This is a genomic window from Arthrobacter vasquezii (assembly GCF_029455255.1).
Classification (GTDB): domain Bacteria; phylum Actinomycetota; class Actinomycetes; order Actinomycetales; family Micrococcaceae; genus Arthrobacter_D; species Arthrobacter_D parietis.
The window spans coordinates 1-26571 of record NZ_JAROKN010000002.1 but is presented as its reverse complement, the minus strand read 5'-3'; the positions used below and the strand labels follow the sequence as shown (position 1 = coordinate 26571).

At 62.9% G+C, this 26571-nt stretch carries 23 protein-coding genes; 7 read left to right on the top strand and 16 right to left on the bottom strand.

All coding sequences use genetic code 11. From position 1 onward, the window contains the following. Positions 1-51: 51 nt before the first annotated feature. Positions 52-1122, top strand: a complete 1071-nt coding sequence (locus tag P4U43_RS01210) for an alpha/beta hydrolase (protein ID WP_277357102.1) — start codon at positions 52-54, stop codon at positions 1120-1122. Here P4U43_RS01210 and P4U43_RS01205 read toward each other — a convergent pair. The 3 genes from P4U43_RS01205 to leuA form a co-directional block, all read right to left on the bottom strand. Further along, positions 1119-1910, bottom strand: a complete 792-nt coding sequence (locus P4U43_RS01205; RefSeq protein WP_277357101.1) for an isoprenyl transferase — start codon at positions 1908-1910, stop codon at positions 1119-1121. The genes P4U43_RS01210 and P4U43_RS01205 overlap by 4 nt on opposite strands. After that, on the bottom strand, positions 1907-2656 hold the full coding sequence (gene recO, locus P4U43_RS01200; protein WP_056549506.1) for a DNA repair protein RecO: 750 nt from the start codon (positions 2654-2656) through the stop codon (positions 1907-1909). The genes P4U43_RS01205 and recO overlap by 4 nt, the downstream gene beginning before the upstream one ends. A gap of 74 nt (positions 2657-2730) precedes the next feature. Beyond that, the gene (leuA, locus tag P4U43_RS01195) at positions 2731-4461 is read right to left on the bottom strand and encodes a 2-isopropylmalate synthase (RefSeq protein WP_277357100.1); all 1731 of its coding nucleotides are present in this window, start codon (positions 4459-4461) and stop codon (positions 2731-2733) included. A 230-nt stretch (positions 4462-4691) separates the two neighbouring features. Between leuA and P4U43_RS01190 the strand changes: the two genes are divergently transcribed. Then, entirely contained in the window at positions 4692-6641 is a 1950-nt protein-coding gene (locus tag P4U43_RS01190) for a M13 family metallopeptidase (protein ID WP_277357099.1), read from the top strand. A gap of 7 nt (positions 6642-6648) precedes the next feature. Here P4U43_RS01190 and P4U43_RS01185 read toward each other — a convergent pair whose 3' ends face one another. The 5 genes from P4U43_RS01185 to P4U43_RS01165 all read right to left on the bottom strand — a co-directional run bounded on the left by P4U43_RS01185 (position 6649) and on the right by P4U43_RS01165 (position 12071). After that, entirely contained in the window at positions 6649-8175 is a 1527-nt protein-coding gene (locus P4U43_RS01185; protein WP_277357098.1) for an LCP family protein, read from the bottom strand. A 109-nt stretch (positions 8176-8284) separates the two neighbouring features. After that, the gene (gene era, locus P4U43_RS01180) at positions 8285-9214 is read right to left on the bottom strand and encodes a GTPase Era (protein ID WP_277357097.1); all 930 of its coding nucleotides are present in this window, start codon (positions 9212-9214) and stop codon (positions 8285-8287) included. Then, a complete protein-coding gene (locus P4U43_RS01175; protein WP_277357096.1) occupies positions 9211-10530 on the bottom strand; it encodes a hemolysin family protein in 1320 nt (439 codons plus the stop codon). The genes era and P4U43_RS01175 overlap by 4 nt, the downstream gene beginning before the upstream one ends. Positions 10531-10561: 31 nt before the next feature. Beyond that, positions 10562-11035, bottom strand: a complete 474-nt coding sequence (gene ybeY / locus P4U43_RS01170; protein WP_277357095.1) for an rRNA maturation RNase YbeY — start codon at positions 11033-11035, stop codon at positions 10562-10564. Beyond that, positions 11025-12071: a PhoH family protein gene (locus P4U43_RS01165; RefSeq protein WP_082566156.1), complete on the bottom strand. Its 1047-nt coding sequence runs from the start codon at positions 12069-12071 to the stop codon at positions 11025-11027. Before P4U43_RS01165 ends, ybeY begins: the two co-directional genes overlap by 11 nt. A 382-nt stretch (positions 12072-12453) precedes the next feature. Between P4U43_RS01165 and P4U43_RS01160 the strand changes: the two genes are divergently transcribed. Further along, the gene (locus tag P4U43_RS01160) at positions 12454-13416 is read left to right on the top strand and encodes a GerMN domain-containing protein (protein ID WP_277357094.1); all 963 of its coding nucleotides are present in this window, start codon (positions 12454-12456) and stop codon (positions 13414-13416) included. Positions 13417-13423: 7 nt separating this feature from the next. On the opposite strand, the gene P4U43_RS01155 is transcribed toward P4U43_RS01160, so the two are convergent. The 3 genes from P4U43_RS01155 to hrcA all read right to left on the bottom strand — a co-directional run bounded on the left by P4U43_RS01155 (position 13424) and on the right by hrcA (position 16405). Further along, on the bottom strand, positions 13424-14179 hold the full coding sequence (locus P4U43_RS01155) for a 16S rRNA (uracil(1498)-N(3))-methyltransferase (protein ID WP_277357093.1): 756 nt from the start codon (positions 14177-14179) through the stop codon (positions 13424-13426). Between the two features lie 15 nt (positions 14180-14194). After that, positions 14195-15322 carry a molecular chaperone DnaJ gene (gene dnaJ / locus P4U43_RS01150; RefSeq protein ID WP_277357092.1) on the bottom strand — a complete coding sequence of 376 codons (1128 nt, stop codon included), beginning with the start codon at positions 15320-15322 and terminating at the stop codon, positions 14195-14197. A gap of 66 nt (positions 15323-15388) precedes the next feature. After that, positions 15389-16405, bottom strand: coding sequence for a heat-inducible transcriptional repressor HrcA (hrcA, locus tag P4U43_RS01145; RefSeq protein ID WP_056549616.1), 1017 nt, complete (start codon positions 16403-16405; stop codon positions 15389-15391). A 144-nt stretch (positions 16406-16549) separates the two neighbouring features. Between hrcA and P4U43_RS01140 the strand changes: the two genes are divergently transcribed. Then, positions 16550-17401 carry a DUF3097 family protein gene (locus P4U43_RS01140; RefSeq protein WP_277357091.1) on the top strand — a complete coding sequence of 284 codons (852 nt, stop codon included), beginning with the start codon at positions 16550-16552 and terminating at the stop codon, positions 17399-17401. Positions 17402-17520: 119 nt separating this feature from the next. Continuing rightward, positions 17521-17952 (top strand): DUF4870 domain-containing protein, encoded by a 432-nt coding sequence (locus P4U43_RS01135; protein ID WP_056549484.1) that lies wholly within the window; start codon positions 17521-17523, stop codon positions 17950-17952. Between the two features lie 4 nt (positions 17953-17956). Here the strand turns inward: P4U43_RS01135 and hemW are convergent, their stop codons facing one another. Both hemW and lepA read right to left on the bottom strand, forming a co-directional pair. Beyond that, positions 17957-19186, bottom strand: a complete 1230-nt coding sequence (hemW, locus tag P4U43_RS01130; RefSeq protein ID WP_277357090.1) for a radical SAM family heme chaperone HemW — start codon at positions 19184-19186, stop codon at positions 17957-17959. 27 nt (positions 19187-19213) lie between these two features. Next, positions 19214-21067 (bottom strand): translation elongation factor 4, encoded by a 1854-nt coding sequence (gene lepA / locus P4U43_RS01125; protein WP_200954827.1) that lies wholly within the window; start codon positions 21065-21067, stop codon positions 19214-19216. A 146-nt stretch (positions 21068-21213) separates the two neighbouring features. On the opposite strand from lepA, the gene P4U43_RS01120 reads away from it, so the two are divergent. Both P4U43_RS01120 and rpsT read left to right on the top strand, forming a co-directional pair. Beyond that, complete coding sequence (locus tag P4U43_RS01120) at positions 21214-21660, top strand: type II toxin-antitoxin system PemK/MazF family toxin (protein ID WP_277357089.1); 447 nt, start codon at positions 21214-21216, stop codon at positions 21658-21660. A gap of 225 nt (positions 21661-21885) precedes the next feature. Continuing rightward, positions 21886-22149 (top strand): 30S ribosomal protein S20, encoded by a 264-nt coding sequence (rpsT, locus tag P4U43_RS01115; protein ID WP_056549477.1) that lies wholly within the window; start codon positions 21886-21888, stop codon positions 22147-22149. A 96-nt stretch (positions 22150-22245) separates the two neighbouring features. On the opposite strand, the gene holA is transcribed toward rpsT, so the two are convergent. From holA to P4U43_RS01100, 3 genes are all read right to left on the bottom strand, one after another. Then, the gene (holA, locus tag P4U43_RS01110; protein ID WP_277357088.1) at positions 22246-23241 is read right to left on the bottom strand and encodes a DNA polymerase III subunit delta; all 996 of its coding nucleotides are present in this window, start codon (positions 23239-23241) and stop codon (positions 22246-22248) included. Between the two features lie 69 nt (positions 23242-23310). Continuing rightward, a complete protein-coding gene (locus P4U43_RS01105) occupies positions 23311-25890 on the bottom strand; it encodes a ComEC/Rec2 family competence protein (RefSeq protein WP_277357087.1) in 2580 nt (859 codons plus the stop codon). After that, a partial coding sequence (locus P4U43_RS01100; protein ID WP_277357086.1) for a ComEA family DNA-binding protein occupies positions 25891-26571 on the bottom strand: 681 nt, incomplete at its 5' end.

Here is a 26571-nt window from a genome sequence, read left to right as displayed (position 1 = left end):
ATGCCCGCAGCCGCTTCACCAAGTTGATGTTGGCATCGATATCCTCGACCAATGGGCATCAACTGGCAGCCGGACCACCTGGGCGACGGATTTGCGCTGACCGAGCTTCACGTTGGCTCAGACGAGGAGGGCCCGTGCCTGGCCACGCTCGTCTCCTACACCCCACCCGCCGTCGTTGCGCCGACCGGCCTGCGTGACGCAGCGCGCGTGGTGCTGAAGCGCCTGCGCCCACGCGGACGCGATGAACAGGAGTCCGCAGCGCAGGCGGTGCTCTACGTCCATGGCTGGAGCGATTACTTCTTCCAGCACGAACTGGCTCACTTCTTCAGTGACCGCGGTATTGCCTTCTACGCCCTGGACCTGCGGAAGTACGGACGAAGCCTGCGGCCGTGGCAGACGCCCGGTTACGTCACGGACCTGTCGGAGTACGACGACGACATCGCTGCTGCCCTGGATACCCTCTCCGAAGACATCACGGCCAAAACGGGCGCGCCGCCGTCCGGCGTCACCCTGATGGCGCATTCGACCGGCGCCCTCGTCGCTTCGTTGTGGGCGAACCACTTTCCAGGGCGGGTATCGAGCCTCATCCTCAACAGTCCGTGGCTGGACATCCAGGGAAGTGCAATACTGCGCACCACCACGCAGGGGCTCCTCGAGCCGATCACGCGGTTCAGGCCCAAGGCACGCTTGAAACTGCCGGAATTCGGCTTCTATTGGCGAAGTATAAGCAACCTTGCCGAGGGCGAGTGGGAACTTAACGGGCAGTGGCGGCCGCAATTCGGTTTTCCCATCCGGGCCGGCTGGCTCACCGCTGTCCTGAACGGACACGCGCAGGTGCGCCGCGGACTTTCCATCGACCTTCCAGTGCTGGTTCTGTCCTCTGCGCGATCCACCATCAGTCCCGTGTGGAGTGAAGCAATGCTCTCCTCGGACAGCGTCCTCGATGTGACCGTCATGACGCAACGTGCCCTGCTGCTGGGGCCTCACGTCACCGTCTGCAGGTATGACGGCGCGCTGCATGACACCCTCCTGTCGCGAAAGGCGGTGCGTCGAAAGGTGTATGCCGATCTCGATCGGTGGGTAAGGTGCTACAGCAGCGCCTCACCCATACCGGAGGTCTAGGACTTGGCTTTGTCGACAGCTCCGCCGTAGCGCCGATCCCGCGCAGCGTACTCATCCACGGCCCTCCAGAGCGTACGGCGGTCAACATCCGGCCACAGGACATCCATGAAGACCATTTCTGCGTAAGCGGACTGCCACAGCATGAAATTTGAGGTCCGCTGCTCGCCGGAGGTGCGCAGGAACAGATCGACATCGGGCAGGTCCGGCTCGTCCAGGTAACGCTGGATGGTGCTCTCTGAGACGGATGACGCCTTCAACCGGCCAGCCGCCACGTCTTCCGCTATGCCCCTGGCCGCATCGGCAATCTCAGCCCGGCCCCCGTAGTTGACACACATGGTGAGGGTACACACCGAGTTGGAGCGCGTGCGCTCCTCTGCGATCTCAAGCTCATTGATGACCGAGCGCCAGAGCCGCGGGCGCCGTCCAGCCCACCGTATGCGCACTCCCCACTCATTGAGCTGATCCCGCTGCCGGCGCAGGACGTCCCGGCTGAAACCCATCAGGAACCGTACTTCGTCCGGGGAGCGCTTCCAGTTCTCGGTAGAAAAGGCATAGACGCTGACATACTTGACCCCGATGTCGATGGCGCCTGCGATCACATCGAGGAGCGCGGCCTCACCCGCCCGGTGGCCCTCCGTACGCGGCAGCCCCCGCTCATTGGCCCACCGTCCGTTGCCATCCATCACGATTGCCACGTGGGCCGGCACAAGGTCCACGGGGATGGCAGGCGGACGCTCGCCGCTCGGATGAGGCCACGGCTGAGACGGTTCGCCGGCGGATTTCGTCACACGCGCTCCACATGTTTGAGGGACTTCACTGCTCGTTCCAAATGCCACTGTACGTAGGCAGCGACAAGTCCTGCACTTTCACGCCGGGCAAAAGCCTCGGCGGTATCCGCAACCTCCCAGTTCCCGGACAGCAGCGCACCCAACAACGCCATGGCATCGGGTGACGGTGACGCTGAACCGGGCGGCCGGCAGGAGGCGCACACCGCGCCGCCCAAAGCGGCCGAGAACGCAGTATGGGGACCAGCCGCGCCGCACCGGGCGCAGTCGGTGAAGCTCGGCGCCCAGCCGGCCGTGGCCAATGCCCGTAGCAGATAGGAGTCAAGAATCAGTTCGGACGGATGGAGACCCCTGCTGAGAGCGGACAGGGCACCGATGACCAGGCCGTACTGTGCTCCTGCAGACTCACCGTCCGCATCCGTGAGCTTCTCGGCCGTTTCAGCGATAGCTGCCGCCGCGGTGTAGCGGGAATAGTCGGACGCAATTCCATGCCCGTAGGCGCCGCGTGTCTGGGCCTGCGTCACAACATCGAGGGTGCGTCCGGAAACCAGTTGAAGGTCCACGGTCATGAACGGCTCCAGCCGCGCTCCGAATTTGCTGCTCGTCCGCCGGATGCCCTTCGCAACAGCGCGCACCTGACCGTGTTCCCTGGTCAGGAGCACGATGATGCGGTCGGCTTCACCGAGCTTGTACGTGCGAAGGACGACGCCTTCCGCCCTGTAGGTTCGCGACGCGAATGATCTGGACACGTTCTATTTTCCCACTCGGAGGGCCGGACGCGACCAACGCCGCGCCAAGCCCTCCCGTATGCCCTGCGCTGACGTCAGCTGTTATCCCGGATGGCGCGGTTCACCGCAGAAATGACCGCTTTCAGGGACGCCATGGTCGAGTTTGCATCAATTCCAACACCCCAGAGGACGCGCTCCCCGACTGCGCACTCCACATAGGCAGCCGCCCGCGCATTACCCCCGGAGGACAATGCATGCTCGGTGTAGTCAAGGACGCGCACGTCCACGCCGTCCTGACCGAGGATAGACACGAGGGCATCAATAGGACCGTTCCCCTGCGCGGATCGGCGCTGCTGCACGCCGCCAACCAGAAGGGTTGCCGTCAGGTTGAATCGGCCGTCTTCGGACGTATCGGTGTTCGTGGAGGTCAGGACATAGGTGCCCCACGTTCCGTTACGGGACGGCAGGTATTCGTCCTGGAAGGTTTCCCACAGTTCGGCTCCGCTCACTTCCCCGCCCACTGTGTCTGTCCGTCGCTGCACGACTCCCGAGAATTCGATCTGCGCCCGGCGCGGCAAGTCCAGGCTGTGCTCATGCTTGAGAAGGTAAGCCACGCCGCCCTTGCCTGACTGGGAGTTTACGCGGATCACCGCCTCGTATGAGCGTCCAATGTCCTTCGGATCTATGGGCAGGTACGGGACGGCCCACGGGATTTCTTCGACCGTCTTGCCAGCGGCGGCGGCGTCTGCCTCCATCCGCTCGAAACCCTTCTTGATCGCATCCTGATGCGATCCTGAGAAGGCGGTGAATACCAGATCTCCACCGTAGGGTGAACGCTCCGGGACATTGAGTTGGTTGCAGTATTCTGCGGTTCGGCGGATGTGATCCATGTCGGAGAAGTTGATCTGCGGATCGATGCCCTGTCCATACAGGTTCATGCCCAAAGTCACGAGATCAACGTTTCCGGTGCGCTCACCGTTGCCGAACAGGCATCCCTCGATGCGGTCAGCCCCGGCGAGGTAGCCGAGCTCTGCCGCAGCGACACCGGTGCCGCGATCATTGTGGGGGTGAAGCGAGAGAATAACGGCGTCCCGGTTCGCCAAATTACGGCACATCCATTCAATGGAGTCGGCGTACACGTTGGGCGTCGCCATTTCCACGGTTGCCGGCAGGTTCAGAATCATCTGGCGATCGGCGGACGCCTCGAACACGGCGGCAACCTCGTTTGAGATGCGCGCCGCGAACTCCAGCTCAGTACCGGTGAAGGACTCCGGCGAATACTCATAGGTGATGTGGGTATCACCCACATTCTCCTCGAACTTGCGGCACAGCCGTGCGCCAGTGAGCGCGATATCAACTATGCCGTCCATGTCCTGGTTGAACACGACCCGGCGTTGGAGCACCGACGTCGAGTTGTACAGATGGACGATCGCGCGGTCAGCGCCCTCGATCGATTCATAGGTGCGCTCGATCAGGTGTTCGCGTGCCTGGGTCAGTACCTGGATGGTCACGTCATCCGGGATGCGATCGCCCTCAATGAGCTGGCGGACGAAGTCGAAGTCGGTCTGGGAGGCGGACGGGAAACCTACTTCGATCTCCTTGTAGCCCATCTGTACCAGCAGGTCGAACATCTTGTGCTTGCGCTCGGGGCTCATGGGGTCGATCAGCGCCTGATTGCCGTCCCGAAGGTCGACGGCGCACCAGCGCGGAGCCTTGGTGATGACCTTGTCCGGCCAGGTGCGGTCCGGAAGTTCCACAGTGATCTGATCCTGGAACGGAACATACTTGTGGAACGGCATTCCGGAGGGTTTCTGTGCGTTGCGCATGGCGGTGAGGGGCCTTTCCTTTGGTGAACCTATAAGGCTCTTGCTTCACAGGATGGCGGCCGGCAACACAGACTCCGCAGCGGGGATTCGGCCTGCGACCCGGTAGTCAAAGACTGACTATCCCGTCGGTGTGGCCCCGCCACGGCAGCTAAGAAGGAGCAGCTCTGCGCGCACAATTCAACATTAGCACGGCCCCTAGGATGAGAAGACGCACCAACGAAGGAGCTTTCATGACCGCATCCGGCATCAATGTCGCGAACATCGATTCCGATGTCCGCCCCCAGGACGACCTCTTCCGCCACGTCAATGGCGGTTGGCTACGAAACACTCCCATTCCCGAGGACCGAGCCCGCGAGGGCTCATTCTCGCAGCTGGCGGATGCAGCTGAACTGGCCGTGCGCAGAATCGTCGAGGATGCGGCAGCAGAGACGGACGACGACGGCGACCGCTTTCGTCTCGGCGCGTTGTTTGCGGACTTCATGGACACAGAACATCTCAGCAGGCAGGCCGGCGCTCCCGTCCAACCGCTGCTGGAAGAGATAGACGGCGCTGCGGCGGTCATGGACATCGTCCGCCTCGACGCCGAACTCACGAGGGCCGGCGCAGCCGGTCTTGTCCTCCCCTACGTCAGCAACGACGCAGGAAATCCCGAACGCTACCTGCTGCACCTCTACCAGTCCGGACTAGGGCTGCCTGACGAGTCCTACTACCGGGAGGCGAAGTTCGAAGAGGCACGACTCGGATATGTCGAACTGCTGCACCAGCTGTTCGAGCTTGCCGGGCGCCCTGAGAGCCGTGCTGCGGCGGCGAGCGTCTTCGATCTCGAAGCACGCCTAGCTTCTTCCCACATGGACACGGTGACCAAACGTAATCCACAGGCCACCTACAATCTGCGCACAACTGCCACGTTGATCAAGGATGCACCGCAGCTGGAAACCTGGCTCACGGAGTTGACTGCCGGCGTCGGGATTCCCGGTGAACTGATCGTGAACCAGCCGGGGTACATCACGGCTCTGGTACGAGCACTGGATGAAGTCCCGTTGGAGGTGTGGAAAAACTGGCTGGCTGCCAGGGTGCTGTTGCACGCAGCTCCGTTTCTCAGCGACGACTTCGTCGACGCTCACTTCGCGTTCTACGGGACCACCCTCAGCGGTACGCCACGGCTGAAGGAACGTTGGAAACGGGGTGTCGCGATTGTCGAGGGAACCATGGGTGAGGCCGTTGGGCGTATGTACGTGGCGCGGCATTTCCCTGAGTCCCACAAGGCCACCATGCGGGAACTGGTCGAAAACATCCTTGCTGCCTACGAACAGCGCATCAACCGTCTCGAATGGATGAGCGCCGAGACACGTGCACGTGCCCTGGAGAAGCTGAGTCTCTTCACCACGAAGATCGGGTACCCCGATCGCTGGATCGATTATTCAACACTGAAGATTGTCCCCGGTGACCTGTACGGCAATGTGCGCAGAGCGACCGAGTTCGAAACCGACCGGCAACTTGCCAAGCTCGGCGGCCCCATTGATCGTGGCGAGTGGCACCTCACGCCGCAGACCGTGAACGCCTACTACATGCCGACAATGAACGAGATTGTCTTCCCGGCCGCGATCCTGCAGCCGCCATTTTTCGACGCCGATGCCGATCCAGCCGCAAATTACGGGGCGATCGGGGCCGTCATCGGACACGAGATCGGGCATGGCTTCGATGACCAGGGATCACAGTTCGACGGTACGGGCGCGCTGCACAATTGGTGGACTGAAGCTGACCGGATGGCATTCGAGGCGCTCACTGGACGGCTTGTCAGTCAATACTCTGAGTTGGCTCCCACCGAGGCGCCGGACCATCCGGTCAACGGGAAATTCACCCTCGGTGAGAACATCGGCGACCTTGGCGGACTGGGAATCAGCCTGGCTGCTTACGTCATCAGTCTGGACGGAGCGGAAGCGCCTGTTCTTGACGGGCTGACCGGAGTGCAGCGTTTCTTCTACTCCTGGGCTGAATGCTGGCGCCAGAACATTCGCCCTGAAGAGGCCGCACGGCGCATCGCCATCGATCCTCACTCACCGAACGAGTTCCGGTGCAATCAGGTAGTGCGCAACCTCGACGAATTCCATAGTGCTTTTTCGGTGGATCAAGAAGACAAGCTGTGGCTTGCGCCCGAGGAACGGGTCAGGATCTGGTAGGAGCTGCTCAGGACTGGCAGGTTACCTGGGCGGCCGTCTGGCCGCTCAGGTCGCCGGCAACGCCCTGGGCCTCGATAGTCTCCCCCTCGGTGAAGTCGCTGCCAACGGATAGTTCCAGTCCCACAGTTGTTGCACTCGGGATTACCTGAACATCAGCCAGACCGAACAGTTCTGCGATGACGGGCGCTATTCCCTCGTAGCCGGGGCCCACAAACAGTTGGGTAGCCGGACGATCGTCCGCGTCAGCGACAGTGGCCTGTACGTAGCCCTCTGCGAGCAGCACTTCCTGCAGTTCCTGCCCGCGATCGGATTCGCCGGAAGCGTTGAGCACAGTAAGCGGGACCAACGCCGGATCGAAACCGAGCTCTTCGACGGTCGGGGTGGGTTCAGGTTCCGGGGTCGGCTCAGGCGTGCCCGACGGGTCCGTCTCCGGACTCGCGCTTGCTGACGGCGAGGGCTCCTGTACCGGCTTGGTGATGTCCCGGTCGGCGCGAAGAGCCGCGAACAGGTCATCAGCCTTGTCCTCATCCAGGACGAGGCGATTCGGGTCAAGTTCATAGGGCACAACGGGGACCGTCACGAACGCCACGTTTCCCAGGTCAACCTCCTGCAGGCGCCCTGCCAGTTTGAGCAGCTCCGGAATCTCGGCGAGACCGTCGTCGACCGTCAGGTTCTGAGTGACTGCCTCCGCAATGGAGTAGAGGCGCGGGATGTTGCTCAGCGTGCCTTCCTCCTTGATTTTCCGTGCCAGTGACGCCAGGAAAGCCTGCTGCGCGCGGATTCGGCCCTCATCTCCTCCGGTGCCGAAGCTATGCCGTGTGCGCAGGAATGCCAGGGCCTGCTCACCCTCCACCTCGCTGGTACCGGCCGGCAGTTTCAATCCGGAAAATTCGTCGTCGACGGCCTGATTGACGCAGACTTCAACACCGCCCACTGCTTTCGAAAGCTCAGTCACCGCGTTGAAATCAGCCATCATGAAGTGGTCGATCTGCAGACCCGTGATTTCGTTGATGGCTGCGACGGTGCAGCCGGGACCGCCGTTAGCGAGGGAGCTGTTGAGCTGTCCCAGCGCCATCGGCTGACTGGTTGCACCGGTTTCCGGGTTCTCGCAAGCCGGCAGCGGAACCAACAGATCCCGGGGGAAGCTCACCATGGTGACGTTGCTCCGGTCCGCCGACATCGTCATGAGCATCATGACATCCGCCTGACCCTCGACATCCTCTGGCTCGCTGTCCGCACCCTGCCCGGCGCGGGTGTCACTGCCGATGATTAGAATCTGCACGGGATCCCTGCTGAGGTCGACGGGCAGCTGGGATTCACCGTCGGTGGAAAGGTTGAGGGGTTCGGTGGCTACATTCCCCTGGAGGCGAACCACTGAAAGCGCCACGAATGCGATGGCACCCACGAGTACCGCAACGAGCGAGATCGCGACTATCTGCAGGACGCGCGGACGTCCCTTGCCGAGATGCCGGCCACCGGTCCCCAGACGGATGCCATCCGGGGAGCCGTTCCGCTCACCGCCGGATTCACTCATGACGCTCGGCCCTTTCGATGTGATTCAAGACTTGGTGCCCCTGTGCTCCGGGCATCTGTAGCTCAACGAGCAAGCGCCGCTTGAAGTGCCCCGAGGCGATCAGCACCGGCTAGAAACCGAGCTTCACGAGCTGTTTGGGATCGCGCTGCCAGTCCTTGGCAATCTTCACATGGAGGTCGAGATAGACCTTGGTGCCGAGTAGAGCTTCAATACTCTTCCTTGCGGCAGTCCCTACCTCGCGCAGTCGTGCGCCGCCCTTTCCGATGACGATGGCCTTCTGCGAAGAACGCTCGACGTAAAGATTCACCCGGACATCGAGCAGCGGATTGTTTTCGGGGCGCCCCTCGCGCGGGACGATCTCCTCAACGACGACCGCGAGCGAGTGGGGAAGCTCATCACGAACACCCTCAAGCGCCGCTTCCCGCACTAGCTCAGCGACCATCACGGCCTCCGGCTCGTCGGTGAGAGCACCATCGGGGTACAGCGGCGGCGACTGGGGCATGTGCGACGCGAAGACATCGGCAACCGTGCTTACCTGGTACCCGTCAACTGCGGACACAGGCACGACGTCGGCCCACCCCGCTTCGCCCAACACCTCGCGTCCCAGCTCAGACACCGCTAACAACTGGCGCACAAGCGCCTCCTTGCTCACGAGATCTGCTTTAGTGACGACAGCGATGACGGGTTTCCGCAACAGCTGCGCCAGTTGCGCCGCAATGTAGCGGTCACCCGGTCCCACCTGTTCGTTGGCGGGCAGGCAGAACCCAATGGCGTCGACCTCCGCCAGAGTATCCGCAACCAAGTCATTGAGACGCTGGCCGAGAAGAGTTCGTGGTCGATGCAGACCCGGGGTGTCGACCAGGATGAGTTGCGCGTCCTCCCGGTGCACAATCCCGCGGATGGTGTGCCGAGTGGTCTGGGGTTTGGCCGAAGTGATGGCAATCTTCTGCCCCACCAGTGCATTCGTCAGGGTTGACTTCCCTGCGTTGGGCCGGCCGACCAGCGAGATGAACCCCGCGCGATACTGCTGCGTGCTCATTTGTTTTCCACCGTTTCCCTCGAAAATCCGTTGTCCTGATCTGTTCGTGCGTCCTCATCCGTGGGCCGTTCGACCCTCCATGCAAGGATGTGGGATACGCGGTTGCGGCGCCCCTCGACCCGTTCCGCACGTAGAGCGATGTCACCGACCTGGACCTCGCTCCCGACGATGGGCACCCGTCCGAGGGTCTTCGCCAAAAGTCCACCGACGGTGTCAACCTCATCATCCTCAAGCTCCAGGTCGAACAGCTCACCCAGATCGTCGATGCTCATGCGTGCACTGACGCGAAATCCGCCCTCGGACAACTGTTCCATTTCGGGTACCTCGGAGTCGTACTCGTCGACGATCTCGCCGACGATCTCCTCGATCAGGTCCTCCAGCGTCACGAGTCCCGCCGTACCGCCGTACTCGTCGATGACGATGGCCACATGTGTTGATTCGCGCTGCAGTTCCTGAAGGAAATCTCCCACGGGCTTGGACTCAGGAACATAGCGGACATCCCGGCAGACACCATCCACCGGGTCCCTATCGCTGGGATTGTTTCCGTTCAGGACAGCAACGACGTCCTTCAGGTACAGAATGCCCCGGACGTCATCCGCATTGTCGCCGATTACGGGCACTCGGGAGTATCCGGACCTGAGGAAGAGGGACATCGCCTGCCGGAGTGTGGATCCGGCCTCGACCGACACCATGTCCGTGCGCGGCACCATGACAGACCGCACCTTGGTATCTCCCAGCTCAAACACCGAATGAATCAACTCGGCCTCGCTGTCCTCGATCATCTCCGCTTCATTGGCACGTGAGAGCAGTTCCCGAAACTCCTCTTCCGTGAAAAACGCCGCCTCAGCCCGGGCAGACCCCGGCGACAGTGCGCTGCCGATGCCGACCAACCAGCGAGGAACGGGACCCAGAATAGACCGCAGGACACCAACCAGGCGGGCGGTCAACGGCACCAGGGTTGCTGCGTTGGTCCGGCCGAGCTGCCGTGGCGACACACCTACCAGTACAAACCCGAGGCCGGCCATCGTCACCGTGGCCAGTAGTCCCGCGACCCAGATGTTGTCCAGCACATCAGCAAAAAGAAGCGCAACGGCGACTGCGGCGGCCATCTCAAACCAGACGCGCCAAAACCGTAGCGCATGCATGTGTGCTACGGGCGATTCGAGGACGCGGCGGACAGGTTCTCCCTTGGGCCCGTCAAGATGAGCCTCAGCGTCCTGGCGGGGAAGATAGCTGAAAGCCGCTTCGGCAGCCGTAACCAACGCGGCAATCAACACAAACACGATTGCCATCAGGGCCAGGAGGAACACGATCATCTGATGGACTGCTTCGACGCTGGGAAAAGTCTCACTGGGTGGTTTCCCGTGGCGCTTTGCCTCCCAGGAAATCGGTCAGGAGCTCGCGTTGGAGGCCGAACATCTCCTTTTCCTCTTCCGGATCAGCGTGATCGAACCCCAACAAGTGAAGCATGCCGTGGGTTGTGAGCAGGAGCAGCTCCTCGTTCATGCTGTGTCCGGCGTTGTCCGCCTGGGTCCGGGCCACCTCTGGACAGAGGACGACATCTCCCAGAATGCCCGAATCCGTGGGACGCGTGGCCGTACCAGGCCTCAACTCGTCCATGGGGAAGGACAGAACATCGGTTGGCCCCGGCTCGTCCATCCATTCGATGTGAAGCTTTTCCATGGCGTCAATGTCAACGAGGATGATCGACAGCTCCGACTCCGGATGCACAAAGAGACGCTCAAGCACGTGGCGACCGAGCCTGACCAGCGCCTCATCATCCACCTCGAAGCCTGACTCGTTATTCACCTCAATGCTCATTACGGGTCGCCTTCCCTGGACCGCGGCGTCCGTTCAGAGCCACTCTCTGTGACTCATCCCACCGGCTGTAGGCGGACACGATGTCTCCCACCAGCCGGTGGCGCACGACGTCGGTGGCATCCAGTGTGGAGAACGCAACATCCTCGACACCCTGCAGGATGTCACTGACTATCCTGAGCCCTGAACTGGTCCCGCCGGGCAGATCGACCTGGGTCACATCTCCGGTTACCACCATCCGCGAACCAAAGCCGAGACGGGTCAGAAACATCTTCATCTGTTCGGGAGTGGTGTTCTGCGCTTCATCGAGGATGATGAAGGCATCATTGAGCGTTCGGCCGCGCATATAGGCAAGCGGCGCAACCTCAATAGTTCCGGCGGCCATCAGGCGTGGAATTGAATCAGGTTCCATCATGTCGTGCAGCGCGTCGTACAACGGGCGCAGGTAAGGGTCGATCTTGTCGTTGAGAGTGCCCGGAAGGAAACCGAGGCGCTCCCCCGCTTCCACCGCCGGACGCGTCAGGATAATGCGGTTGACTTCCTTGTGCTGGAGCGCCTGGACCGCCTTGGCCATTGCCAGGTATGTTTTGCCCGTACCCGCCGGACCGATGCCGAAAACGATAGTGTGCGTATCTATTGCCTCGACGTAGTTCTTCTGGTTGACCGTCTTTGGACGGATGGTGCGTCCGCGCGAGGAAAGGATGTTCATCGACAGGACTTCGGCCGGCTTGGCCGCGCCCTGCGTCTTGAGCATAAAAAGCAGCTGCTCCAGTACTTGCGCGGTCACCGGTGTTTGGTTGGCGGCAAGCGTGCGGACCTCGCTGATCAGCCGCTCAGTGCGCCCAACGTCGGTTGCCGGCCCCGTGATGGAAAGATCACTTCCCCGCACGTGCAGACTGATACCAGGGAAAGCTCCTTCGATCATGGCCAGTGCCTCATCATTGGCTCCGAGGGCCTGCACCATCTGTTCAGCTGATTCGAATTGGACGACCCGGCTGTCCAGGCCCGCTGCCCCCATACCCACTGCAGAATCGGTCATAGTATCGGCCTGTAGGCCTTCCATCTCTCCTTGTGCCGCCGAATTTTCCGGTTCATCCGGTTGTGTGCTTGTTCAGACCCATGACGAGGCCTTCTACTAGCGTACCGCCGCCGTCCTGTTGCCGCTCACCTGGATGCGGCGCCAAGGGAGCCGGGGTTTGGCCGGGCACGGAAAAATCTCAGGAACGCAACGGACCGATATCAATAGCGTTTCAGTCAGGCCGCGATTCGGAAAAGCACAGGGCAGGGGCTCCTACCTATGCAAAGCTGAAGTAGAACTCCGTGCAGTTCCGGTTCCTGTTGGCGTCACCACTGATTGGCGACGCCCAGACCTACGCTGCACGACAATCGATCGGCCCGACGAATGAGAGGAACGGACACGCATGGGCGTTCTTCCTCTCCTCAACCGACGGACCTCCGGGCGCCGGTGGAAGGGATCCATACTCGTCGCCGCGGCGTTGGGCCTGCAGGCCTGCACGATCGGCGGGCAGAATGAGCCGACCTCCGAGATCGCAGCAGAGGCAGAAGTGTTGCTGGAGTCGACTGCCAGCTTGCCCGAAATCGATCTCCAAAGTCCCGCGGCCCCGGACGCCGCCCCGCTCCTTCCTGTCTACTGGCTCGGAGATGCCAACGGGCTCCTCTATCGCGAGTTCCTTCCTGCTGAGTCAACTGGAGATCCGATTGCTGCTGCCGTGTGGGCGATGACCAGCGCGGAGCCGCTCGATGACGATTACTACAGCCCGTGGCAGGAAGCATCGGCTGTCAACACTTCGATTTCACTCGACAATGTGGTCACGATCGACATCTCCTCGGACGCCTTTACCACCGGCATCGATGCAGCAGTCGCCGGGCGTGCGGTGCAGCAGCTTGTCTACACGGCAACGGCTGCAGCAGCCAATTCCGGTCTGATTGCAAGCGGAAGTCCCAGCAGTGTCCGCCTGCTGGTGGACGGCAAAGCGGGCTACAGCGCTTTTGGACACATCGAGCTGAGTTCCTTGCTCCAACGGGACGTCGGCGCTATTGCGCCCGTGTGGATCATCAACCCGCAGGACAGCTCAGTCCGCTCCGATCGAACGGTTATAGTCCAGGGCAGCACCACGACGACGGATGCTGCGCTTGAGTGGCGGGTGCGGCGCGTAGATGGCGGTGGGGTCCCCGCCGAAGATGTTGTCAGCGGAACGGTTCCCGTGGACGCTGGAACCGGCGCTGTCGGACTATACGAGTTCAGCGTTGCGCTGGAGGCGGGAACTTTTCTCCTCGAGGTGTACGAAGCCGCCGGCCCATCCGCCGAAGCAGGCCCGGCCGCCGGCGTGGTGACCGATGACAAACTGATCAGCGTCCGCTGACGCGCAGCTACCAGCGTCCGGCCAGGTGATTCAGTACCGCGATGGCCGCGGGTCCCGCTGTTGAAGCTCGCAGGACGTTGGTACCAAGTTGCGCCGGAACCGCCCCTGCGTTGGCCAATACACCGAGCTCTTCGGGGCTGATACCGCCCTCCGGACCCACAATCACGGCCAGCGTTTCCGACGTTGCTAACGTACTCCGACCCCAATATTCCGCGAGCGACTCGCTCGCCTCCTCGTGTAGCACAACCGGGTGCTGGACGCCGCCCAGCCAGTGTCCCAGGCCCTTGGTGTCCAGCGCATCGAGTACCTCCGGCACACGTGCGCGCCGACTCTGCTTCGATGCGGCACGAACGAGGGACTCCCACTTGGTACGGCCTTTGATTGCCTTCTCGGCACGCCACCGTACGATACTTCGATCCGCCTGCCAGGGAAGCACCGCGTCAACACCGAGTTCCGTCGCCGCCTCAACTGCCAGTTCCGCCCTGTCCCCCTTCGCCAACGCCTGCACCAGGACCAGCCGCATCGCGGGAGGCGAATCGAATGAGAGCCTGTCCACGGTCACCACCACTGCACCGTGAGTTGCTTCGACAACGGTGCAGCTCAAGCGGTGTCCTTCTCCATCAAGGACATCGATCTCTTCACCCGGCCTAACCCGCTTCACGGCTGCGGCATGATGCGCCTCCGGACCGCGCAGCGTCAGACTGCCGCCGACGGCAGCGGTTTGCACATCGGTCGGATCGCCGAAGAAGGCCTGGTTGGTCATTGTCCGATAACCCGGCTATAGATTCCCGAGGCGTTCACGAAGGCGGGCAAAAACTCCTGATCCGCTGCTCGCCAGCTGGCCCTCGGTAAATTCTTCGCCGCGCATTTCCGCAAGGCGCCGAAGCAGTTCTTCCTGTCCGCTGTCGAGGTTCCGCGGCGTTTCCACGCTCAAATGCACCAGCAGGTCCCCTCTGCCGTATCCGCGCAGGTGGGTCACCCCAAGGCCGCGAAGGGTAATCACTTCGCCCGACTGCGTGCCGGGCTTGATCGTGAGTTCCTGATCACCGTCGAAGCTCTTCATTATCACGTTGGTGCCGAGGGCCGCAGCTGTCATCGGCACGCTCAGGGTCGCGTGAAGGTCGTCGCCCTCACGAAGGAAGGTCGAGTCGCTGTTGACCCGAATCTCTACGTAGAGATCGCCCTGGGGACCGCCGGCCGTGCCGACCTCGCCCTGGCCGGCGAGCTGAATACGGGTACCTGTAGCGACACCCGCGGGCACCTTGATGGTGAGGCTTCGGCGGGAACGGATGCGGCCATCCCCATTGCATTCGTTACAGGGATGCGGGATGACGGTTCCGTACCCCTGGCAGGTGCCGCAGGTCGCCGTCGTCATTACCTGACCGAGGATGGACCGAACCGCACGCTGCACCTGACCGGATCCGCCGCAGATATCACAGGTTCGCGGGGAAGTACCCGGCTGGGTACAGGATCCATCGCAGGTAGGACACACCGCCGCTGAATCTACCTCGATCTTCTTGTTGGTACCAAAGACCGCATCCTTCAGATCGATCCGGACGGCTATCAACGCGTCCTGACCGCGTTGGGTTCGGGATGGGGGGCCGCTGGGACCGCCTCCGCCGAAGAATGTCTCGAAAATGTCCTGGAACGCAAAGCCCGAGCCGGAATAACCGGCACCGAATCCATTGTCGGTGCCGTTTTCATTACCGGTGGTGTCGTAGACGCGCCGCTTCTGGGGATCCGAGAGTACCTCGTACGCGCGCGTGACGAGCTTGAACTCCTCAGCTGCTTCCGTGCCGACGTTGACGTCCGGGTGGAGCTTGCGGGCAAGCTTCCGGTATGCCTTCTTGATTTCTTCGCCGCTGGCGTCGCGTGCAACGCCAAGGACCTCGTAGTGATTACTCACTCCTGCACATCACTTCCTGTTATCTCACCGCGTGAGCGGCTGGGCTTCATGGGCTCCGTCATCCGGTCAAGATTCATCGAGGATGCGGGAAAGGTAGCGGGCCACCGCTCTCACGGCGGCCATGGTGGTCGGGTAATCCATTCTCGTGGGGCCAAGCACTCCCACCTTTGCCAGTGAATCCGGTCCATAGCCGGTAGCAATCACGGAGGCTTCGGCCAAACCGCCATACGGGTTCTCCCGGCCGATGCGGACCGAGATGCCCAGAGCATCCTGCCCCATCTCGGAAAGCAACCGAAGCATGACAACCTGTTCCTCAAGCGCTTCCAGGACCGGACCAATGGTTAAAGGAAAGTCGAGGGTTGAGCGGGCGAGGTTGGCCGTGCCCGCCAGCACGATCCGGTCTTCCCTGTTAGCGGCTGACAACTGTTCCAGGCTGTGTCCAATTGCCTGGCCGAGAGATTGCAGCGAGGGGGGAAGATCCGCAATGCACGCACCGAGTTCCTGGGGAACCGACGGCAGACGAACACCGGAAACCCTTTCCAGAAAATGCTGGCGCAGGTCGGCCAGGTCATTTTCCTGTGCCTCGGCGGGCACGGATACTACGCGCTGCTGCACAGCGCCGTTCGTGGAGATCAGCACCACGAGCGCGCGACCGGGAGCGAGCAGCACGAGTTCGATGTGGCGGACGGACGCCGTGCCCAGGTGCGGGTACTGCACGACCGCAACCTGATTGGTGAGTTGGGCGAGCAGACGGACGGTGCGGTCGAGGACGTCGTCGAGATCGTCTGCGCCCTCGAGGAGTGCGCGGATAGCCCGCTTTTCCGGGGCCGACAGCGGCTTGACCTCGGCGATCCGGTCGACGAACAACCGATAACCCTTGTCGGTCGGGATGCGGCCGGAACTGGTATGCGGGGCTGTGATCAGGCCCTCTTCTTCCAGAAGTGCCATGTCATTGCGGATTGTTGCCGAAGATACGCCCAGCCTGTGGCGCTCGACCAGCGCCTTGGATCCCACCGGCTCGCGGGAATGGACGTAATCCTCAACGATGGCCCGCAGGACTTCAAGCCGCCTGGGTTCGCTCATGTTCACCTCCGATGTACTTTCCTGCCCTGTTTCTGAGTTAGCACTCAACACACCTAAGTGCCAAGTCTAATACGATCGAGGCGATTGTTAGCATTGGCTCTGCCTGTTCCGAAGGCAGGGATTTGTGGAAGCGAGCGAAGTCACATGTCGTATCACGAGTGGGGAGCACAGGATCTTACCGGACCCCGGGCCGCCCCGGCCGCCAAGGTCGAAGCCCGTCCCGGCGTCGTCCTTGAAGACGTGCAGAGCGGATTCGTCGGGGAGATCCTGCGCACGGAGAAGGCAGGTGGGATGCACGTGATGGTCCTTGAGGACCGCCGCGGCAAGCGACGCACTTTTCCGCTCGGCTTCGGCTTCCACCATGAAGGTTCGCCGGTGGAACTGATTCCTGCCCGCGCGCAGTCAGCAGCACAGCTGAGAACGGCGTCGGGCTCTGTCCGGGTTGCCGGAGCGCGGGCGCGCACGGCTCGGGCCAGCAGGATCTGGGTCGAGGGCAAACACGATGCCGAGCTGGTGGAGAAGGTGTGGGGAGACGACCTGCGGGTTGAGGGCATCGTGGTGGAGCCGTTGCATGGCGTAGACGATCTGGCAGCAGCCGTGCGGGACTTTGCTCCCTCCGCCGGACGCCGCCTGGGTATCCTCGTCGATCATCTACTGCCCGGCACCAAGGAAGCCCGGATCGCGGCCGGGGCGATGACGGTGGCGGGCGCCGCCGGGAACGTACTGATTGTCGGGCACCCCTACGTCGATGTGTGGCAGGCTGTGAAGCCGCGTGCTCTTGGTCTTGATGCCTGGCCGGTAATACCCCGCGGCGAGGACTGGAAGACGGGGATATTGAGCCGGTTAGGCTGGCCGCACTCCACGCAGGCGGATGCCGCGAACGGCTGGAAGCGCATCCTCAACGGCGTCAGCACCTACGCTGATCTCGAACCGACGCTGCTCGGGCGCGTCGAGGAAGTCATCGATTTCCTCACTGCACCGGGAGCCGGCGCATAGCCATTGAAGGCTTCGTCGCGGCACACGCGACTGCGCCCGGCCGGTACACCAAGTACCCTTGAGGAAGTAAGTTCCGCTTGTGTGAGCGGTGAAGTCCGAACAGCCCGAAGGAAGTACCGTTGCCTAACAGCGCAGACCGGCACGGTGACGCCCAGTCACGACCGGCGCCCCGGGACTCTGATCCCGCGTTCCAGGGTGCCAGTTCCAGTGCGCCACCGCTGAGTCCGTCGGAAGACCGTCAGTGGGCAACGCTGTCCCACTTCCTCGGCATCCTGGGGTTTGTGCCGTCGCTGATCATTTTTCTGATCTTCCGCGACCGGGGCGCCTTCACCGAGCAGGAATCGAAGGAAGCGTTCAACTTCACTTTCCCGCCAAGCATCATTGCCGGGATCTGCCTGCTGCTGTCCCTGATACCCGGGATCGGCGGGATCTTCGCCGTCCTCAATGCGCTCATCTGGGTGATGCTGGCAGCGTTCTCCGTTGCGGCCGGTATCCACGTCAACCGGGGCAAGCCGTACCGCTACCCCTTCAACCTGAGGATTTTCCACTAGCCGCTCAGTTCGGCAACAACCGCCGGACGACGGCGTCAGCGAGCAGCCGTCCCCGTCCGCTGAGGCGCACAACACCTTTGAAAGCATCCGCCGGCTCTATCAACCCGTCCGCGATCAACCCGGCCACCGCGTGACGTCCCTCCGGCTGGAGGTCAGCCACCGGATACCCCTCGGCCAACCGTGAGCGTAGGAGAACGTCCTCGACGTAGCGAGCCGTTTCGTCCAGTACTTCTCTGCCGGCCGCGGGCGATGCGCCGGTGTCCAGGCGCTGCGCATAGGCGGCGGGATGCTTGACATTCCACCACCGTGTGCCGCCCATGTGGGAATGGGCGCCCGGACCGGCTCCCCACCAGTCGTGGCCTTTCCAGTACGCAATGTTGTGGCGGCACTGATCCTCGCCAGTGCGGGCCCAGTTACTTACCTCATACCAGGACATTCCGGCCCCACGAAGCATGTTCTCAGCAATTTCGTACTTGTCCGCGTGGTCGTCGTCGTCGACCATCGGCACCTCACCGCGGCGGATCCGCCGGGCCAGGGCGGTGCCGTCTTCGATGATCAGCGCGTACGCAGACAGATGATCCGGTTCCAGGGCGAGCGCCGCTTCGAGGGAGCTCTCCCAGTCCGACAACTCCTCACCGGGTGTTCCGTAGATCAGGTCGAGACTGACCTTCAAACCGGCAGCGCGTGCCCATTCAACCGCCAGGGGGACCCGCTCCGGAGCGTGCGTGCGGTCGAGCACGGCGAGGACATGCGGTACTGCGGACTGCATGCCGAAGGACACCCTCGTGAAGCCTGCCCGGGCCAGTTCCGCCAGTGATTCAGGGGTCACCGAATCCGGATTGGCTTCCGTTGTCACCTCGGCCCCGGGTGCGAGGCCCCATACGTTTTTCGCCGTCTGCAGAACCCGTGCAAGATCCTGCGACGGAAGCAGCGTGGGCGTCCCGCCACCGAAAAACACCGTGCTCAGCGCGCGCTGCGCAATGCCGGATTGCGCAAGCGCTCCCGCGGCGAATTCGAGCTCCCGCTCGACCGTGAGTGCATAACTGGCCTGCGACGCTCCCCCACCCAACTCAGCAGCCGTGTAGGTATTGAAGTCGCAGTACCCGCAACGGACCGCACAGAAGGGGATGTGGACGTAGAGTCCAAAAGCACGGTCCCGTGAACCGGCAACAGCTGATGGAGGCAGCCGCCCGTCGGCCGGTGCAGGCTCACCGAGGGGCAAAGTACTAGGCAATGCTGCGTTCCCTGATAGGCGCCGTCGTCACTTCTTGGCTTTGTCCTTCGATTCATCCGACGACAGGGCGGCAATGAACGCTTCCTGGGGCACTTCGACGCGTCCGACCATCTTCATCCGCTTCTTGCCTTCCTTCTGCTTCTCCAGCAGCTTTCGCTTCCGGGTGATATCACCGCCGTAGCACTTGGCGAGGACATCCTTGCGGATGGCCCGGATACTCTCCCGCGCAATGATCCGTGACCCGATGGCCGCCTGGATCGGCACCTCGAACTGCTGCCGCGGAATCAACTCGCGCAGTTTACCCGTCATCATCACACCGTACGCATAGGCTTTGTCGCGGTGGGTGATCGCGGAAAAGGCATCCACCTGTTCCCCCTGGAGCATGATGTCCACCTTGACCAGATCCGCCACCTGATCACCGTCGGCCTTCCAATCGAGGGACCCATACCCGCGGGTCCTCGATTTGAGGATGTCGAAGAAGTCGAAGACGATCTCCGCCAGTGGAAGCCGGTACCGGATCTCCACGCGGTCCTCGGAAAGATAGTCCATTCCGCCCATCACGCCGCGCCGGCTCTGGCACAGTTCCATGATGGCGCCGACGAATTCATTGGGTGCAAGGATGGTCGCGGAAACCATTGGTTCGCGAACTGCAGCGATCTTGCCCACGGGGTACTCGCTGGGATTGGTGACATGGACGACGTTCTTGTCCTCGAGCGTCACCTCATACTCGACGTTGGGTGCTGTGGAGATCAGGCTCAGGTTGTATTCACGCTCGAGGCGTTCCCGGGTGATTTCCAGATGCAGCAGGCCGAGGAAGCCCACGCGGAAACCGAACCCCAGGGCCGCGGAGGTCTCCGGCTCATAGATCAGCGCGGCATCATTGAGCATCAGCTTTTCCAGGGCATCACGAAGCACCGGATAGTCTGCGCCGTCGAGTGGGTACAGCCCCGAGAAGACCATCGGTTTGGCATCCGCATACCCGCTCAGCGACGCCGCAGCCGGCTTCGCGAGATTGGTGACCGTGTCACCGACTTTGGACTGCCGGACATCCTTGACCCCGGTGATGAGGTATCCGACTTCACCCACGCCAAGACCTTTGGACGGCGTAGGCTCCGGCGAGCTGACACCAATCTCAAGCAGTTCATGACTGGCGCGGGTGGACATCATCTGGATGCGCTCACGCGGGCTCAGGTGGCCATCGACCACACGGACGTAGGTGACCACGCCGCGGTAGGTGTCATAGACGGAATCGAAGATCATTGCACGGGCCGGCGCATTCGCATCCCCGACCGGCGACGGAAGGTCCCTCACGATCTTGTCCAGCAGTGCCTCCACACCGACGCCCGTCTTTCCCGAGACCAGCAGCACGTCCTCGGGATTACCACCAATCAGGTTCGCCAACTCCGCTGCGTACTTCTCAGGCTGCGCGGCCGGGAGGTCGATCTTGTTGAGCACCGGAATGATCGTGAGGTCGTTCTCCATGGCAAGGTACAGGTTGGCGAGCGTCTGCGCTTCGATCCCCTGCGCGGCGTCCACGAGCAGAATCGCGCCCTCGCATGCCGCGAGGGACCGCGAAACCTCGTAGGTGAAATCGACGTGGCCGGGAGTGTCGATCATGTTCAGCGCGTAGCTGACGCCGTCGAGTTCCCAGGGCAGGCGGACCGCCTGCGACTTGATGGTGATCCCGCGTTCACGCTCGATGTCCATGCGGTCCAGGTACTGGGCCTTCATATCCCGCTGCTCCACCACACCGGTGAGCTGGAGCATCCGGTCCGCAAGGGTGGACTTGCCATGGTCGATATGGGCGATGATGCAGAAATTTCTGATGATCGCGGGATCCGTGGCAGCGGGCACCGGAGCTGTGCGGGCCATGGGTGACACTGACGTACCTCTTACTTTGTGGGACAGTTTGGAAAATCCGCGGAAGAACGACGACGACGCCGGGGCTGCAGCCCGCGCGGAAAGTACAGTCTCCATTGTCCCATGGGGACGTCTCGAGCCCGCAATCTGGCCGGTACGCTGGCCGGATGACCTCACTAGGACAGTCACTGTTCCGTCTTGCCAAGGCGGCACTGAAGTCGATCGCTTCCCGCCCCGCCACGCAGCGCAACACTCCAGAGGCCTATGCGCCGGAGCCGGGAAGCACTGCCGACCCCGGCGAAATTGTATGGACCTGGGTGCCGTACGAGGACGATCCGAGCCAGGGCAAGGACCGACCCGTGCTGATTATCGGCAGGGATGGCAGCTCGCTGCTCGCACTCATGCTCACCTCCCGGGACCGCAATAATGCCCGGAGCCGGCACGACGATTATGTGGACATAGGTAGCGGGTCCTGGGACCGCCGAGGCCGGCCCAGCGAGGTCTATGTGAAACGCCTCCTGACGATCGACCCCGGAGCCGTGCGTCGGATCGGCGCGACGTTGGACCGTCTGCTTTTCAACCGCGTCATGTCCCGGTATGAGGAACGTTCCTGAAACGAGCGGCCCTTGCTGGACGAGCGCGCCTTGATGTAGCTGCGCGGATCCTCCGGACGCGCCCGGAGCGCGAAGCCGCGCCCGTTCTGGTAGCCTGTATAGCTGTGTGTCCGCGCAGGTCGACGGGCACTTCGGCTCGGCCGCCCGGTATCCCCACGCCGCTCAGTCAATGGCCGCACCGAAATCCCTCAGACCAGTCCGCAATACAAAGAGAGTCTTAAATACGTGGCAAATATCAAGTCCCAAAAGAAGCGCATTCTCACGAACGAGAAGGCCCGCCAGCGCAACAACTCGGTCAAGTCCGAGCTGAAGACCGCCATCCGCGCCGTAACCACCGCTGTGGAGTCTACCGACAAGGACAAGGCAGTGGCTGCGCTTGCAGTGGCCAACCGCAAGCTCGACAAGGCCGTAAGCAAGGGTGTTCTGCACAAGAACAATGCGGCCAACCGCAAGTCGGGCATCGCCAAGAGGGTCAACAACCTCGGCTGATTGCCCTTCAGTTACACAGCTTCACCAGCGCAGTGGCCGGCCTTCGGGCCGGCCACTGCTGTTTAACCCAGAAGGATGCTCAGTCCAAATCCCAAGCTAGCGGGACCCGCCCAATGCGATGGCTGTCACAGCCCGCTCAACCGCGTACACGGGGTCCCTCGCCTCACCCTTGACCTGGGCGTCAGCTTCGGCAAGGACCTGGATGCAGTGATTCAGGCCATCCGGGGTCCACCGCTGGGCTTCGCGGCGGGCCTGGTCAACCTGCCAGGGCGCCATGCCGAGTTCCTTGGCAAGCTGAGCGGAGTTGCCCCTGACCCCATAGACTTTCGCCACTCCGCGCAGCTTCATTGCGAGCGCAGCGACGAGCGGCACGGGATCCGCGCCGGTTGAGAGGGCATGACGAAGCATGGTCAGTGCCTGTCCGCCGCGGCCTGCGAGCGCGGCGTCTGCCACCTTGAAGCCTGTGGCTTCTACGCGCCCCCCGTAGTACTTCTCCACCAGCTCAGCGGAGACCGCGCCTTCGGAATCCGAAGCGAGCTGGTGGCACGCTGCCGCAAGCTCGGACAGGCTCGATCCCACGGCGGCCACCAGGGCACGCACCGCGTCCGGTTCGATGCGCCGTCGTGCGGTGCGGAATTCGGCTGTAACGAAGTCAGCCTTGTCCGAATCCTTCTTCAGGGGCTGGCACTCAACCAGAACGGCCTTCTGCGCTTTCAGCGCATCGAGGAGTTTCTTGCCCCGCGTGCCGCCTGCGTGGTGCATCACGAGCACCACGTCCGGGGCCGGCTGCGGGATGTATTGCAGGGCATCCTGGAGAAACGCATCGTTCATCTGTGCCAACCCGCGCGCTTCGATGATCTGCGTACCGCCGAACAATGAAGGGCTTCCCAGCATGATCAGGGATCCGGGTTCATAGTGGGCGGCATCAAGCCGGACTGTCTCGGCATCCGGTTCCGTTTCCCGCATTCGGTGGCGGACGGCCTCGAAACTACGGCCGGCGAGGTACTCCTCCGGACCGAGCAGAAGGATGACCGGCGCTGGCGTGACCTCGCGCCAGCTCACAGTCACCGATGCTGCGGGGTTTGGGGACACGGATGCGGCTCCTGATCAATGGAGGGATGGGCTGGCTCAACTTTGCCACGGGGACGCGGTGCATCCAACTCATCGCGACGAGTCCAGGTGTATGCCATTGCCCCGGAGCGTGAGCAGGATGGTGCCGCGCAGGTCGGTACGGGCGACGTGTACGCCCGCCGTCTCGAGGGCGTCGAGTGTTTCCGGATGCGGGTGTCCGTAATCGTTTTCCCGTCCGGCTGATATGAGCGCAAGCTTCGGCGAGACCGCGTTGATGATTTCAGCCCCGCCATTGCGGGCGCCATGGTGCGCAACCTTGAGGATGTCCACTCCGGAGGCAGCAAGGTGAGCATGTCCTGCAAGGAAACGTGCAGCGGCGTCCTCCTCAAGGTCTCCCGTGAGAAGGATGGTGAGCCCGGGTCCCCCCGCGGCGCCCTCCACCGTTACGAGGACTACTGCGGAAGCGTTGTTCTCTGAATCTGCGGGAGGTCCGGGTCCCGGCCACAGTACCGACCAGGAAACGTTGGCTAACCTGCCTGCAAGTCCGGCAGAAGCCGACTCCGCTTCTATGCCGGCTTTTGAGGTGATCTCAGTCACGACGTCGGGCAGGGAGTCTTCGGATGTGGAGTAGAGCACGCGGCCCACAGTTCGGTCCTGGAATACCCCGGCTATTCCGCCGAAATGATCCTCGTGCAGATGGGTCAGCACCAGCACGTCGACTGTGTTGACGCCGAGACGATCAAGACAGGCGTCCATCGGACCCGGATCAGGGCCGGCATCAAACACGAGTGCGCTGTCCGGGCCGGTCCTGACAGCCAGGCCGTCCCCCTGACCGACGTCGCATGCCGCAACGGTCCAGTCCGCGGAATCCCGCCCGACCGCGCCAGTCCAGACCCAGACGGCGACAACGCCGAGCACGCAGCCGACGGAGACCCAGATTGACATGCGCATCAGCGCACTCTTCAGTCCCGACTCTCCTGCCGGCACCTGCTCCGGCGCGAGCATCACGGAAGGCGCCGTTCGGATGACTCGGACCAACGCGGGCCCCCAGACCACAGCCACCAGGACGACGCCGCTGATGAGGGCCGTCAGGACCGCACCTCCCCATCCCCCGGGCCAGGGAATGGCGGCGAGCGGGGCCGCGGCGAAGAACCGTGCGATTTCTGCGACGCCGACCGCTGCCCACCCTGCTGTAGCGGCGAACGGCGCCGCCGCCCAGGGAGCGAGAGCCACCAGAACAACGGCCACCATCCCGGTGATGGTGATGAAGGGAACGAGCGGAGCAGCCGCAATATTGGCGGGCAAGGAATAGGTCGGCAGGTTCATCTGGATGAGGGCAAGGATGGGTGAGCAGAACAGCTGGGCGGCAAGCGGAACTGCGACCAACTGTGCCGCCCACACCGGAAGTACCGAGGACAGGCGGGCGGCCAGGACAGGGCCGGCGAGCACCAGGCCTGAGGTGGCGGCGACGGACAGGATGAACGCGTACTCGACACCAAGCCAAGGATCTGCGGCCAGAAGTGCGGCTATGGACAGAAACAGAAGGGTCAGGGACAGCCGCCCGCGGCCGGTCAGGACGGCCAGCACTCCGATGGCGCCCATGACTGCGGCCCTGAGAACGCTCGGCTCAGGCCGCACCAGCAGCACAAATCCGACGAGAGCAACCACTCCCGCCGTGGCGGCAGCCCACCGCGGCAGTCGACACCCGCGACAGAGAAGGAACACAAACGCCAGCACATAACTGCAGTTCGCGCCCGAAACAGCTGTCAGGTGGGTCAGGCCCGTTGCCTTCATGGTCTCCACCAGATCCTGCCCGACGGCGGACCGCGCGCCGATGACCATCCCGGGCATCAAGCCGTCGTCGGGAACGGAGGTAGCGGATGACAGCGTGAGGAAACGGTTTCGCAGCCGCTCGACCAGCACTCCTCCTGGTGGCTCGTCCGCCATCAGCGCCGGTGCCGTTGTTGCAATCAGCAGTGCTCCTGCACGTGCGCCCGGCTCGGTCGCGAGCGGCCGCCCAGCCGAACGCACGACGTCACCGTGCGCTACTGCGCTCCATTCCGTACTACCGATCACCATAACCGGCGTGCTGGCCGTGAACCTCGACCCGTTGAACGTTCCTTCCAGAAGCTCCGCTTCGAGGATCCAGCGGGCAGTACCGTCCGGCGCAGCTGTCGACGCCTCGCGGGGGTCCGATACTGCACGTAGCTTCACGGTCAAATGCGCCTCGTCTGATATTGCGGCGGAGAGCGAAGGGGAGGAGCGCTGATACTGGTGTGAGGCAGCGGCAAGGCACACCATCGCTGCCGCGCCCAGGAAGACGAGCAGCACCTGCGCTACGGGTAAATGTCTCCCGCTTCTCACGACGACGACGGCGCAACCGATGGTTACAAGGGCCAGCAGCCCGCCCAATACCAGTGCATCCTGCGCCTCCAAACGGGTAGCGAACGCTGCTGCTCCCCAGGCCGCGAGCGCTCCCGGAAGCAGCCTGAGGTCCCGTGCCGGACTTGCTTGGGTTGCAGCCGGTTCCTTCCGCCTGCGTGCTTCACGGCGCGCGCGCGGACCGGCTGACCGGTCCCCGCGCCGGTCCCCCGGCACACCGGTTGGTGACCGCGCCCCAGCGGCGGCCCGCACCAGATGCTCCCACCGCCCTGCCCTTGCCGATGTCATTCAGACGGTCACCAGCGGCACAAGTGATTGGAGCATCGCGGGGCCGATGCCCGGCACAGCGTCGAGGTCTTCGGGACGTGCAAAGGGACCGTGCTGGGTCCGCCACTCGACAATGCGCTCGGCCAGGACCGGCCCCACCCTGGGAAGTTCCTCGAGTTCCGGAACATCGGCGGTGTTCAGGTTCACCAGCACGTCCTGCGCCCCCTGCTTCGGTGCGGACGCGCCGGCGGGTGGCTGCAGGGGCTCCCCGGTACGGGGAATCAGGATCTGCTGTCCGTCCTGCACCACGGCTGCCAGATTGACCGCTGACAGCTCCGCTTCAGGCAGCGCGCCACCCGCCTTGTCCAGGACCTCGAAAACGCGGGACCCGGCAGCGAGCTCCACTACTCCGGGTGCCTGCACAGCTCCTGCAACATGGACCAGAACGGTATCTGCGTGGGCGGAGCCTGAACCCTGTACGGATGAACCGGCTTCCTGCGTTTCCTCGACGGGCACGGCCTCCGAGGCATCCGCAGAAGCCTCCGAGCTGGCCATCGGGTCAGCTGTGCCGGAAGCCTGCGGCGTGATCGGCACCACCTCGGCGGGCTTGCTGTCGGTATTGACGAACTGCCAGCCGCCGACAACCAGGGTGCAGCCCGCCGCCACCAGCGCGGCCCGGCGCGTAGCCACCCATCGCCGGTG